At 61.0% G+C, this 14,983-nt stretch carries 3 protein-coding genes; all 3 read left to right on the forward strand.

The features are described 5' to 3' along the window. Positions 1-385 precede the first annotated feature (385 nt). The 3 genes from AC3RLQ_RS21270 (at position 386) to AC3RLQ_RS21280 (ending at position 14,937) form a co-directional block, all read left to right on the forward strand. A complete protein-coding gene (locus AC3RLQ_RS21270) occupies positions 386-11,044 on the forward strand; it encodes an Ig-like domain-containing protein (RefSeq protein ID WP_493030642.1) in 10,659 nt (3,552 codons plus the stop codon). A 91-nt stretch (positions 11,045-11,135) separates the two neighbouring features. Further along, a complete protein-coding gene (locus tag AC3RLQ_RS21275) occupies positions 11,136-12,461 on the forward strand; it encodes an alpha/beta hydrolase family protein (protein ID WP_493030643.1) in 1,326 nt (441 codons plus the stop codon). Between the two features lie 34 nt (positions 12,462-12,495). After that, entirely contained in the window at positions 12,496-14,937 is a 2,442-nt protein-coding gene (locus AC3RLQ_RS21280) for a CehA/McbA family metallohydrolase (RefSeq protein WP_493030644.1), read from the forward strand. The last annotated feature ends 46 nt before the right edge of the window (positions 14,938-14,983 follow it).

Raw genomic sequence — 14,983 nt, forward strand, 5'->3', positions numbered from 1 at the left:
AAGATTGTCATTTTGATCCGGCGAGCACAGCGGCCCCAGTGGCAAGGAGAGTGCGCCGCCTGCTATTTGGAAATAACAGGCAAGCACACGACGCAGCCAATGGAGCCGCTCCGCCGCCCGGGCAATGTGACAAGATTTTTGAAGTTGGTCTAAAGCGTCCTCGGGTGGAGGTTGGAATTTCCCGCAGGGTGTATAGATAGGATTTTATCCCGATTAAATAATGGGTCTGCCTAGGAAACAGAAAGGAAATAGTTGAATTCTGGGGCGGAATTTCGTAATTCTGGCCAATATGCTCCGACGATTTTTTGTGCCTGTTTTAACCCTCGTGCTGCTGACCTTGGTCGGATGGTACCTTATGGGGAAAAGAGAAATTGCCCCACCCTTAGTGTCCAAACCCCCTGCGGACGCCGGGGCGCTCAAATCCAGCCCGCCGAATTTAAAACCTGCCCCGACTGCTGCCCCCGCCGTTTTTGGCACACGCGAGGCCAATCCCGAGGTCAAAGCTAAGCCGGCACCGTATATCGCGCCGCAGAAGCCGGCGGATCTGGCGGCCACCACGGAGCGGGCCCGCTTCCTGCAAGACGCGCGCATTTTGCAGGAACGCTCCACGCCGCCGGATGCGCAGGGAAACTTCACCAAAAAGCGGGTGGTGGAGGCAAAGTTCAAATACCCGTTCCTGCGCATTGAGGAGTCATGGAAACGTGATGCGGCGACGGGTGTGGAAACCATGCAGGAGCAGAAGGTGATGGTGGCGGATCATTTTCTGCTGACGCTGAAAGACGGAGTGACCGCCGGGGAGCTGCAAACGGTGCTGGACGGCCTGGGCGGCAAGGTGCGCAGGCATCTGCCGAATTCGCAGGTTTACATCGTGGAAACGGGCACTTCTGACCTGGACTTGTACGACGTCAAGCTGAAGGATTTCCGGCTGAGCGGGGCAGCGATGCAGATCGTGGAACCGGACTACGTGGTCTTTGCTTCGCTGACGCCGAACGATCCTTCCTTCTCCTCCCTGTGGGGCATGAACAACACCGGCCAGAGTGGCGGAGTGGGTGACGCGGACATTGACGCGCCGGAGGCCTGGGATGTCGCGCGGGGCAGCTCTGCCGTCGTGGTCGGGATCATCGACACTGGAATTGACCATACCCATCCTGATCTGGCGGCAAACATGTGGCTGAATGCCGGCGAAATCCCGGGGAACGGGATTGATGACGATGGCAATGGCTACATCGACGACATGAGGGGCTGGGATTTCGTGTCGAATGACAATGATCCGGCGGATGATCATTATCACGGGACGCACTGTGCAGGGACCATCGGCGCGGTGGGAGACAACGGCATCGGAGTCGCCGGGGTTTGTCATACGGTGCGGTTGATGGCTCTGAAATTCCTCTCCGGCAGCGGCGGAGGTTCGACTTCAGACGCCATCGAGGCCGTGCTGTATGCGACGGCGAACCACGTGACCCTGACATCCAACAGCTGGGGCGGTGGCGGCTATTCGCAGACCTTGAAAAATGCGATCGATGCGGCAGGGACGGCCGGCATTCTGTTTGTGGCGGCGGCAGGGAACAGCGGCATCAACACGGACCTGTCTGCCTCCTATCCCGCCTCCTATGACTCGGCGAACATCATCTCCGTGGCCGCCAGCGACAACGCGGATGTGCTGGCCAGCTTCACCAACTATGGTGCCACCACGGTGGATCTGGCGGCACCTGGGGTGAGCATTTACTCCACCAGTCCGGGTGGTGGTTACCGCACGCTGAGCGGCACCTCCATGGCGTGTCCGCACGTGGCAGGCGCCTGTGCCTTGATCAAATCAGCCCGTCCCGCGATGAACTGGTCGGACATCAAGAGCTCGCTGATGAACAATGTCGATGGGGTGGCGGGGATGACCGGCAAGGTGGCGGCGAACGGGCGCATGAACCTGGCACGCGCCTTGATCATCGCATCGGAGCCGTATGTGACACTGACTGCACTGCAGGCCTCCGACAGCGGCCAGCAGGGAGGTGCTGGCAACAACGACGGTGTGCTGAATCCCGCCGAGGACATCACGCTGGCGGTGACATTGAAAAATGTGGGGGCAAAAACTGCCAAGGGCGCCGCGAGCATGCTGACGGTGACGTCTGCGGGGAACAAGGTGACCGTGCTTCAGGGCAGCAACTCGTGGGGCGATCTTGCCGTGGGTGGCACCGCGTCCACGGGAGGTACGCCTTTTCTCATCCGGATCGCCGCAGACACCCCTACGCCGCATGCTTTTTCGCTGATTTTGAACACGACGGACACCGACGGCCACTCGTGGACCTCCCAGGCACAGCTCACGGTTTTCACCAGCAGCACCGTGTCCGGCCGGGTGACGGCGGTGACGGGCGGCTCGGGCATCGGAGCAGCTTTGATCAACTACACCGGGACGTCCACTGGCAGCGTCGTGACGGCGGCCGATGGCACCTACAGTGTGAAACTTACCGACGGAACTTATGAGTTCCGCGCCACAGCGCCCGGCTACAATCCGTCCGCGAGCACCTCCGTGACTGTCCCGCCAAATCCTGCCGCGGTTGATTTCGCGCTCGGGAAATCTCGCATCCAGGTTGCACCTTCCACCCTTGCCTCCACCCAGTATGAGGATGCGGTGGCCACGAAAACCCTGACGCTGACCAACAATGGTGACCAGCCGCTGACATTTGACGTCAATTCGGTGCCGCGCAGCTCGGTGCTTTCAATGGACCCGGGCACGGCCAGCATTCAGGCTCCGCCGATTCTGGGTGTGCTGGATGCGGCGGCCGAGACGCAGCCTGCAGGCGTGAAGCAGCTCATGCGCATCGCGTCGGGATCGACGCCACTGCCATTTTCGGACGGCTTCGAAAGCGGCACCTTGAGCGAATGGGCAAGCGGTTCCGGCGCCGGCACACGAGAAATCGTGTCCAGCACGGCCGCCTCAGGCAGCAAGAGTTTTCATTACAACTACCAGGGAAGCACCGATCACTTTCATGGCATCAACCGTGACTTCAGCCCTGGCTCCAAGCCCAAAAACATCTCCTTCTGGGTGAGATCCGGCTCCACGACCACGCATGATGGCTACTTCGTTCTCACAGACGGCACCTATGGTGATGACTTGATCTGGTTCTTTGCACGGGGTTCGGGCAAGTTTTACGTCAATGGCGACGTCGGCGGCGACGAGACCTTCAGCTATCAGGCCAATGTGTGGTACCACGTCGAGTTTCAGGATCTCGACTGGACGGCGAAAAATTTCGACTACTACGTCAACGGCACGCTGGTGAAGGCCAACATTCCATTCCGCAATGCGGCGTATGTGGACGAAGTTTCTCAGCTGTGGCTTTATAACTTCAGCACGGGGTCCGAAGCCTGGTGGGATGACATCCGCATGATGGATTCCAGCCTGAGCTGGCTGTCCCAGACACCCACCGGCGCCACGCTGGCGCCCGGGCAGTCCACCACGCTCACGGTGACCTTCAATGCGACCGGCAAGATCGCGGGAGATTATCTGGGCCAGATTGACATCAGTTCGAATGATCCTGCCAACCCCGTGGTGTCCGTGCCGGTGACCATGACGGTGCAGCAGCAGCCCAACACACCGCCCGTGGCGGATGCGCAGACAGTGACGCTAAACGAGGATGCGCAGGCGGTTATCACGCTCACTGGCAGTGATGTTGATGGAAATGCGCTCACTGCACAAATTCAGACGCTGCCCGTCCAGGGCAGTTTGTACCAGACGAGCGATGGCACCAGCCTGGGCGAACGCATTGTCACCGTACCGGCGATCGTTTCCAACAACGCGAAAAAAGTCATCTTTGTGCCGCCGCCGAACGCCAACGGTACGCCTTTTGCCAGCTTCCAGTTTGTGCTGAATGACAAGCGCTCCCAGTCCACAGCAGCCACGGTGACGCTCAATGTCACGGCGGTGAATGACCTCCCGGTGGCCTTCAATGATTTTGCCTCCGGCCTGCCGGGGCAGATGATCACGCCCATCACGGTGCTGGCGAATGACATCGATCCCGATGGCCAGACTTTGACGGTCAGTTCCTTCACCCAGGGTCTCAAAGGAACCGTGGCCAGCAATGGGGACGGCACGTTGAGCTTCATGCCGAATGGCAGCTTCACCAGCGGGGAGGATTCTTTCACCTACACCATCAATGATGGTGCCGGCGGCACTTCCACCGCCACGGTGACAGTGGCCGTGGGCCTCCTGGCCGCAGGCCCCTGGCCGATGATGGGCAGGGACGCGGCGCACACCGGCTTTTATCCTGGCTCGCTGAACGGACAGACGCTTTCTCAGGCGTGGACGCTGCAGGTGGCCCCGCAGGCGCTCAACCAGGTGTCCATCGCGGAAGGGAAGGTCTTTGCGACTCCGGACATTTATTTCAACGAGACGCAGCTGAGTGCGGTGGATCTGACGACGGGCACTCTGGCGTGGAAGAAGCTATGGCCGGTGCAGGCGCGCTCGCTCAACGGCCCCGCTTATTTCGGCGGCGTGCTGTATGTGCAGCGTGGCAACCACAGCAGCGACAGCCAGCTTTGGGCCCTGAATGCGACTGACGGAAGCACGAAATGGAGCACCCCGTTCAGCGCCCAGTGGGAGGAATACCTGCCTCCCACAGTGACCGACACCTCCGTATTTACGGCCGGTGGCTACTACGGCGGTACGTATGGCTTCAACCGCACGACGGGCGCCCAGTTGTTTTTCACCAGCCTTGACCAGTATGACGGCTGGACTCCCTCCTTTTACAACGGCAAGGCTTATTCCTTCGTGACAGGGAAGTTCCGCCAGCACAATCCCACCTTGGGGACCATCGACTGGACCTTGGACCTGACCTGGAACTGGAACGGCTATACCATGGGGCGAACCATGGCGATCGCCTCCGGCGCCGCGTTCGTCGTGAACAATCGTTCTCCATCAAATGAGCTGGTCTGCATTGATTTGACCACGCAAGCGGTGCGCTGGCGTGTGCAGACCGGGTTTGCCGCCGCGACTCCGGCAGTTGCGGGTTCGTCGGTGTACGCCTTTGACGCTGCTGGAAACGTCCAGGCCTATGACATCACCAGCGGCGCTCTGATTCGAACCTACACCACGGGCATCGGCACCACAGGTCTCTACCAGCCCATTGTCACCAACGACACCCTCTTCGCCTGTTCTTCAACGAGCACCGCCATTCACACACTGAGCACGGGCACCAAGACGCAGACGATCGCTGCGGGGGGCATCCCCAGCCTGAGCAACAGCTATCTGCTGCTGGCCGGCACGGATGGTGTGCTGCGCTGCTATGCCGTGATGGGGGCCAACACCGCCCCCGTCGCCACGGCGCTGACGGCCACCTGTGTGGAGGATCAATCCGTCACCCTGACGCTGCCCGGCACGGACGCGAACAACAACCCCCTGGTGGGGCTCATCACCACCCTGGCGGCCAAAGGTACGCTGTACCAGACCGCAGACGGCGTGCAGGTCGGGGATCCGATCACGCTGGTTCCTGTCGTCGTGAAGAATCCCCAGCGCCAGGTGATCTACCGTCCTGCGCCCGATGGTTTCGGGGCGCCTTACACCACCTTCAAATTCAAGGTCAACGATGGTACGATCAGCTCCGCCGAGGCCACGGCGACGATCAATGTCACCAACGTCAATGATGCTCCTGTGGCAATGGATGACACCGCCTACCTGCGGGCAGGCAACGTGCTGACTTCCTACCGGCCCACGGCCAACGATGTGGACGTGGACAACGAAGCACTGCAGATCGTCTCCTTCACCGCTCCCGCCAAGGGGACCCTGAACCAGAACGGCGATGGCTCGGTGAACTACGCACCGCAGGCGGATTTCACCGAGGGCATGGACAGCTTCCAGTACACAGTCCGGGATGGAGCCGGAGCACAAAGCACCGCGACCGTGCAGGTGTTTGTCAGTGCGTCCTACGGCCGCGAGTGGACGCAGTTTGGCAACGGGCCCGACCATGCTGGGCGCTATCCCGGGTCACTCGGCACCCAGACATGGGTGCAGCGCTGGGAGTATGCCTTCCCCTCCAGCATCAATCCCCTCGCCGTGGCCGGAGGCAAGGTTTACGTCACGCAAACGGGCAACTGGAACAACTACATGTACGCGGTGGCTTTGGACGCCGTCACCGGGGGCGAGGTCTGGCGCGCGCAGTTCCAGCCGGGAAATTCACTGAATCCGCCGAGTTTCTATGGTGGAAATGTTTACATCCAGCGTGGCAACAACGGCGGAGACACCCAGCTGTGGGCGCTCAAGGCTGCCGACGGCACCGTCCTCTGGAACGCCCCTCATAATGCCCAGTGGGAGCGCTACTTCTCTCCCGCGGTTTCCGACCTGGGGGTCTATGTCGATGGTGGAACCTATGGCGGGATTTACGGCTTCAACAGCCAGAGCGGGGCGCAGAAATTCTTTCTCAGTCTGGATCAGGTGGACCAGTGGACCCCGGCCATCCTTGACGGGAAGGTGTATTCCTTTGTCAACAGCACCTTCCGCAACCACCACCCGGAGACCGGCGTGGTGCAGTGGTCCGTCAATTTGAACGGCGCGCTGGGCGGTTCGATGAACCGCACGATTTGCGCTGACTCCGGCCGGGCTTTTGTGGTGAACACACTATCATCGGGTGCGGAACTTGTGGGTCTGGATCTGCAGACAAAGAGCGTGCTGTGGAGGACGGCGGGGACGTTCAACGGCACACCGGCCACGGCCAACGGGGTCGTCTATGCCTGCAGCGGCGGCGTGGTCAAAGCCTGCAACGCCTCCACCGGTGTTTGGCTGGCGGACTTCAAGGCCGGAACGGAAACGAGCCTCAACGGCAGCCCCGTGGTAAGCAACGACCTGCTCATCATTGGCTCCAGCACGAAGACGTATCTTTTCAATCTGACCACCAACGCCTTGGTCCAGACCCTGACGTTTGGCAGCCAGGCCGCTGTCGTCAACGATCTGCTCTATTTCTCCTGCTCGGACAACAAAGTGCGGTTGTATGGACATAGCGTGGCATCAAACCACGCGCCGGTGGCGCTGGCAGCACAGGCAGGGATATTGGAGGAGGCGCAGGCCGCCATCACACTTGAGGGCACCGATGCCGACGGCGAGTCCCTGACCTACGTGGTGCGCACGCTGCCTGCCCAGGGGACGTTGTATCAGAGCGTGGACGGGACGACCAAAGGCAATGCCATCACCCAGGTGCCGGCCCAGGTGCTCAATGCCTCAGGCGCGGTCATCTATGTGGCTCCGCTGAATGTCTTTGGCAGCGGCGCAGGCTCCTTCACCTTTACGGCCAGCGATCAGGTCTCCACCTCCGCTGCGGCCACGATCACCATCAACATCGCGCCCGTCAATGACCCGCCGATGGCTGTTGACGATTTCGTGGCCCTCCGTCCCGGCGAGTCTCTGACGGGCTTCCACCCTGAGGCCAATGATCGTGATCCAGACGGCGATGCACTCAAGGTCGTGGCCTGCACCCAGGGTGCATCCGGTCAGGTTCAGCAAAGCGCGGACGGATCTTTGCAGTATGTGCCCAACGCGGGCTTCACCTCCGGCACGGACACCTTCACCTACACCGTCAGCGACGCCGCGAATGTGCAGTCCTCCGCGACGGTAAACGTCACCATCAGCACCACCCTGGGGCGTTCCTGGCCCACGTTTGGCGCAGGGCCGGACCATGCTGGCTTCCTGCCCGTCAGGCTGGGCACCACGGCCTTCACACAGAACTGGCAGACAAACCTGACCAAGCCCGCCTACCAGCTCGCGGTTTCGGATGGGAAGGTTTATGCCAGTTTGCAGGTCTATTTCCAGGACTCCAGCCTGGTGGCTCTGGACAGCGCGAGCGGCGGCGAGTTGTGGAGGTCAAACTTCACCCAGCCGGCCTACATGAGCCCGCCGACCTTTTTCAACGGGAGTGTTTTCCTGCAGTACACCTATTCCACGAACAGCAAGCTCTACTGCCTCAACGGGACAACCGGGGCGACGACGTGGAACGCGCCGTTTAGCAGCCAGTGGGGCCAGTATTTCGCACCGACGGCGGAAGCCTCGGGTGTGTACATCAGCGGCGGCTACTATGGCGGCATCTACGGCTTCAATCCTGCCTCGGGAGCACAGTTGTTTTTCCAACAGCTCCCCATGGAGGACAAATGGAACCCCACCCTCTACAACGACGGCTTGTATACCTTTATTGATGGAACCTTTACCAGCCATAACAAGACTTCTGGAGCCACCTTGTGGAGCCTGAATTTTGGCTGGGCGGGTTACACCCTGTACCGCACCACGGCCTGCGCCTACAACTGCGCCTTCCTGGTCAACGACTCGGTGACTATTCCTTCAGGCAGCCAGGAACTGATCTGTGTGGATCTCCTCCAGAAAAAGGCTGCATGGAAGGTCATGGGCAGCTTCACGGGCACTCCGGCTGTGGCGCATCAGTCAGCGTTTGTCATCTCCAACACCAGCTCCATCAAGGCTTACGATGCAGCCACCGGCATGTATTTGGGAGCCTACACCCTCCCGGGAACGGACACCGGCCTGGTCAACCAGCCCATTGTGACCAACGACTCGGTCATTGCCTCCTCGGCGTCGAAGACGTACATTTTTGATCTCGCCAGCCACGTCCTGAGGCAGACCATCGCCTACGGTGGAAACCTCAGTCTCGCGGGCAATACCCTCTACATCGCTTCCAGCGACGGGTACATTCGTGCTTATGGTGTCCCTGACGTAACAAACCATCCGCCGGCAGCCCTGGCGCAGACCGCAACCACGCAGGAGGACACGCGAACGGCGGTCAGTCTTCGGGGGACGGATGCGGACGGTGATGCTCTGAATTACGTCATAACCACCCTGCCGGCGGCCGGCACCCTGTATCAGACAAGCGATGGCACCGCTCTCGGCAGCACTATCTCCACGGTACCTGCGCTGGTCACCAATGCACAGGGCAAGGTGATCTTTCTGCCGATGGCCGACCGCAATGGCTCACCACTCACGAGCTTCCAGTTTGCTGCGAGCGATGGCAAAAGTCTTTCCTCATCTGCCACGGTCACGCTCAACGTGCTGCCGGTGAACGATCCGCCTGTGGCGCGTGCAGATGCCCGGGTGGCACAGCCCGGACAGATCGTCAGCCCCATTCGTGAGCGGCTCAATGACTTCGACGTGGACGGAGATGTGGTCACGGTTTTGTCGTTCACCCAGCCATCCCTGGGCTCTGTGGTGCGCAATGACGACGGCACTTTGCGCTATCACTCTCCTGCGGATGTGAGCGGAGGCAGCACCCAGTTCAGCTACACCATCACTGATCCTTCGGGAGCCACCGCCACGGCTTCCGTCTCCATCTCCATCATGCAGAGCATCACGGGGTCCTGGCCCACCTTTGGCAACGGACCGGCGCATACGGGCTATGCCTCATCTGCGCTCGGCCGCACCGGCTGGGCACAGCGCTGGAGCTACAGCGCCAGCGGCAGCAGCTCCAGCCTGCAACCTGTGGCCAGCGCGGGTGGCAGGGTCTTTGCCTCCTTCCGCGATTCCACCTCCAGCCGCGTCGTCGCCCTGGATGCCGGCAGCGGGGCGCAGCTCTGGTCACAAAGCTTTGCCAGTGCCTCCTCCATGAATCCGCCAAGCTGGTACAACGGGCGCGTGTATGTGCAGCGGGGCAATCATGCCAGCGACACCCAGCTCATCGCCCTGCAGGATGACACCGGAGCCACCCTCTGGTCTGCGCCGCATGCCGCGCAGTGGGACAGCTACATGGCGCCGGCGGTGTTTGATTCCGGCGTCTTTGTGGATGGCGGTTATTACGGCGGCATGTACGGATTCTCCCTCAGCGGCGGTTCCCAGAAGTTCTTTGTGAGCAAGGCGCAGTCAGACAGCTGGACCCCTTCCATCCTGGACTCCGAGCTCTATGCTTTTGTGAATGGCGACTTTGTCCGCCATGATCCTGCAACGGGCGCGGCCCTTTGGACCCGGTCGCTAGGCTGGGGCGGTTTCGGTTACAGCATGGGCCGCACCACCGCGCTGGACAGCCGCCGCGCCTACCTCATCAACGACAGCCCCACCGCCACCTATTACGATGAAGACCTGACCTGCATCAACCTGGACACCCACGCCGTCGTCTGGTCGGTGAATGGTGATTTCAACGGCACTCCGGCTGTCTCCAGCGGAACCGTCTTTGCGCTCAGTGGAAACACCGTGCAGGGCCGTACGGCGACGGATGGCAGCCTCATCGCCACGTATGCTGCACCGGCTGGCACCTACCTTTCCGGGCAGCCCATTGTCACGGATGATCTCGTCATCGCCGCCTCTAACAGCAACACGTTTATCTTTGGCCGCTACGACAGCACATTGATCGCCACGCTGAACCGTGGAGGAAGCCCTGCCGTGGTCGATGATGCGCTGATCATCTCCAGCCCGGCCACCGGCACCGTCTCCGCATGGGCTGCGCAGCCGGCGATCACCTTCACGCCGCCCGGGGGCAGCTTTGACCAGCCGGTGGGTGTGGTCATCGGTGCGGCGGATCCCACCACCAGAATCCACTACACCGTCGATGGCTCGGCACCAGATTTCACCAGCCCATGGCTTGTCTCCGGGGCTCCCGTCCGCATGAGCTGGAGTGGCAAAATCCGCGCCATCTCCGTCAAAGGCTCGGAAGTCAGCCGCATCCATGAGGCTTCCTTCACCATTGCCGACTCTGATGGCGATGGCATTGCCGACTGGTGGGAAATGCAGTTCTACGGCAGTCTTTCCGCCACCACGGCCACCTCTGACAGCGATGGGGATGGAATGACCGACCTTGCCGAGTTCAAAGCTGGCACGGACCCTCGTTCCGCCTTGGACCGCCTGGAGACGGCGCCCAGCATTTCGCATGCAGTACCCGGCAACGAACTGGTGTTGACCTGGAAATCCAAGGCCGGACGCCTCTACGTCGTGGAATCGTCCAGTGATCTCAAAACCTGGGCTCCCGTATCGGCGGTTCTGGAGGGCACGGGTGCCACGATGAACCAGAGCATAAGCATGAATTCGAATGCCACCTTGTTCGGGAGAGTTCGCGTGCTGCCAGCTTTGATGTCGCCGTGATCGGTCCGTGGCACGAGGAGAACAACCGCGTGCCCCAAGCTGTAGAAAAAAGATGCTGAATTGACTTGGCGGGAGCGTTTGATCTTCCGCCATGAGGTTATCTCTTTTTACCGCTGCCGTTTGTCTCGCCACATCCATCCACGCCGAAAAAGTCGGCCCCTGGGATCTGGATGCCCTTAAAAACAACGTGCCTGCCATGAAATGGGTGCGGCAGGATCAGCCGATTCATTCGCTGACCTATGCGGGTGAAAAGTACCAGGGCCATGACACCGAGGTCTTCGCGTTTTATGCCTCACCGATAACTCTGGGAGAGAAGGTGAAACCTGGCACCAAGTTCCCCGGCGTGGTGCTCATTCACGGCGGTGGCGGCACGGCCTTCGCTGACTGGGTGCACCTGTGGGCCAAGCGCGGCTACGCCGCCATTGCGATGGATTTGAATGGCTCGCGTCCGCCTGAGGTCGAGTTTGACCCCAAGACCGGCATGGCGATCGGCAACGGCCATCGCGGAGTGCGCACGCGCCTGCCGAATGCGGGCCCACAGCACGGCCATCCTGAAAAATTTGACTGCGTGCTCACTCCTGATACCAGCGATGACTGGCCCTTCCACGCCGCCGCGAGCGTGATGCGCGCACACTCGCTGCTACGCAGTTTCCCCGAAGTGGATGCCGAGCACACCGCTGTCACCGGCATCAGCTGGGGTGGGTACACGACCTGCCTCGTCGCTTCTTTGGATGATCGCTTCAAAGCCGCCGTGCCCGTCTATGGCTGCGGCTTCCTGCACGAAGGTGAATCCGTTCAAAAACCCAGCATCGACAAGCTGGACCCCGAGCACCGCGCGCTGTGGGTGAAGGAATACGATCCCGGCAGCCTGCTGCCACGCTGCCATGTGCCCATCCTCTTCGTGAACGGCACCAACGACGTCCACTATGTGCTCGACAGCTACATGAAGAGCTACAACGCCGTGTCTGGAGAGAAGCATATCCGCATCCAGATCAAGATGCCGCATGGGCATCCGCCAGGATGGGCGCCGAAGGAGATCGGGATTTTTATTGATTCGAAGTGCAAGGGGATAACACCCGTGGTCGGAGCGAAGGATGGTCTTAAAACCGAACAGCCGCTGCCAACCCTTGGCAATCCTGTTCTAAAGACTGATACGGTTGAGGTCTCATGCACTGCATGTGTGAACGCCATCCAGAAGGCTGAACTGAACTATACCACCGACACCGGACTGCGTTCGAAGCGCGAATGGAAAAGTCTTCCGGCCACCATCACGATGAACTCCCTGACCGCGAGTCCACCAATCTGGGGCTATACAATAACGGCCCCCAAGCCGCCTGCCGAGGCGAACACGTGGTTCATCAACGTCACTGACAGCCGTGACGCCATGGTGAGCACGCCGGTGCAATTTAGCCCGTGATCCAAGATGCGGGTGTTCGTGACGTATAGAGGTCATGAACAAAATCTGCGCCCTTTTCGCGACGCTCTCCCTCGCAGCCCACGCTGGGCCGCTGCCGGTGATCGAAGTCGAAGGCCAGCCACTGGCGGCGAATGCGCAGCGGGTCGTGCAGGCGCTGGATTTTCTGGGCAGACCGCTCGCAAACGAACTGCGCACGAAGTTGCAGAGAGCGATCACGGCGCGCGATGGCGCAGGCGTGCAGTCTGTGCTAGACCCGCAGGTGCTGTGCGCGGTGGACATCAGCCCTGAATCACGTGTGAAGGCGCAGCGCGGACCGGCCACCGCGCAGTTGCAGCAGGCAGGCTACACGCCCGTGCTGATCAAAGTGATCAACCACGCCACCAGCGTGGCGCGCCTGCAGATCAGCAGCCCGCAGGCAGGTCCCTCCTATGCAGGCGTGGCCAAGCTCACCATGGAGCGCGAGCGGCAGACGCATCTGCGGGAGAACGAGAACACGCAGGGCACCGACCGTTTTCTGGAGATCAGCTTGTTTGATGCGCCGCCAATGACCGCAAACCTCAGCGGTCTGGAAGTCGAATACGTCATCGCACTCGTCTATTCGAGCGAGGTGGGCAAACGCGAGGCCTCGCTCGTGTTCGACATCGGCCAGGGAACGCAGGATCTCGGCTTTCGTGCGGAGGTGCCGATCCTGTTTCAGGTATCACCGGCAGTGAAGGTGAAGCTCGACATTCAGGACTTCGACGGACAGGCCACCACGGCACGCCTGACCTTCACCAATGCGCAAGGGCAGGTCTTTCCGCCACAGGCACGAAGGCTCGCGCCGGATTTCTTTTTCCAAAAACATCTGTACCGCCCCAGCGGCGGCACCGTGCTGCTGCCGCCGGGAGAGTTTACGATGGAGGCCTCGCGCGGCCCGGAATATCGCACAGTAAAGACAAAGGTGATGATCCCTTCAGCGAAGGAGACCACGCTTCCCGTGAAGCTTGCACGCTGGATCCATGCGGCGGACTTCGGTTATTACAGCGGCGATCATCACATCCACGCCGCTGGTTGCGCACACTACACCTCGCCTTCCGAAGGCATGCGGCCGGAGCACATGTTTCAGCAGGTGAAGGGCGAGGGGCTGAACGTCGGCTGCGTGCTCGCCTGGGGCTACTGCTTCGACTACCAGCGCCAGTTCTTCGGCCCGCAGGTCGATCAATTCAGCGAGCCGCTGACGCAGATGAAATACGACATGGAGGTGAGCGGCTTCGGCTCCGCAGCGCTCGGCCACGTGTGCCTGCTCAATTTGCGTGAGCTGGTGTATCCCGGCGCAGACGGCATCAAAGGCTGGCCCACCTGGACCTTGCCCGCGCTGCGCTGGACCAAGCAGCAGGGCGGCTTCACCGGCTATCCGCACTCTGGCAGTGGCATGCAGGTGAACTCCGCCACAGCGGCGAAGCGCCTGCTCGATCTCTACGATGCCAGCAAGGATGCGCGGCTCACGGCTGCCGAAGCGCAGAGTGCGCTGCTGCCGGAGCCGTTTGATAAAACTGATGCCGATCACGATGGCGGACTCAACGAAGCCGAAATCATCAGCAGCCATGAGCGCGTGCTGGATCTGCTGCCCAACTTCGCGATTCCCGATGCGGGCGGCCATGAAATCTTCGTCACCACCGCGCATGGCGTGTGTGACTTCATCAGCGCGATGGACACCGCGCGCCTGCTGGAGTGGAACACCTGGTACCACCTCATGAACTGCGGCTTTCCTCTCAAGGCCGCCGGCGAAACCGATTTCCCCTGCATGAGCGGCACCCGCGTGGGCCAGGGCCGCACGTATGTGAAGCTCGGCAAGACCGACCGCATCGATTTCAAGAAGTGGTGCGAGGCGATGGCACAAGGACGCAGCTATGTGAGCGATGGCTATGCGCACGCGCTCGATTTCACCGTCGCGGGCCAGCCCTCCGGCGACGAGGTGCGCCTCGCGCAGCCGGGGAAGGTTGAAGTGCGTGTGAAAGCCGCGTTCAGTTCTGAGACACCGCTGGAGATCGCCTATGGCGGCGCGACACCCGTCGCTGGCGCACGTCTGACCGGCGACACGGTGAACTATCACGATGTCACCGCAGCGCAGCCCTATGCCGGCGGCAAACGCAAGGTGGAGCTCATCGTGAATGGTCTGCCCGTGGCCATGCGCGAGGTGCCTGCAGATGATCAGATTCATGAGATCACCTTCAGCGCCGACATCCCCCGCAGCAGCTGGGTGGCGGTGCGGCAGTTTCCACAGCTTCACACGAACCCGGTGAACGTCTTAGTCGCAGAACAACCCATCCGCGCCTCACGCCGCAGTGCGCAGTGGTGCCTCGGCTGCATTGAGCAGCTCTGGCGCGTGCGGGAGAAAAACATCGCTCCGGCAGAGCGTGAGGAAGCCAGACGCAGCTATGAGACGGCCAAAGAAATCTATCGACGCGTCGCCTCTGAGGCTCCGGCAGGCAGTTGAGGCAAAAGTCCAAATTTAATGATGGGCGCGACCCATTGCCTTCGTT

This window comes from Prosthecobacter sp. GW821-HT29F12 (assembly GCF_058803405.1).

What these genes read in the sequence shown, in the direction of transcription:
- AC3RLQ_RS21275 (WP_493030643.1), top strand. Translation starts at nt 11,136, where the DNA reads ATGAGGTTATCTCTTTTTACCGCTGCCGTTTGTCTCGCCACATCCATC.
- AC3RLQ_RS21280 (WP_493030644.1), top strand. Translation starts at nt 12,496, where the DNA reads ATGAACAAAATCTGCGCCCTTTTCGCGACGCTCTCCCTCGCAGCCCAC.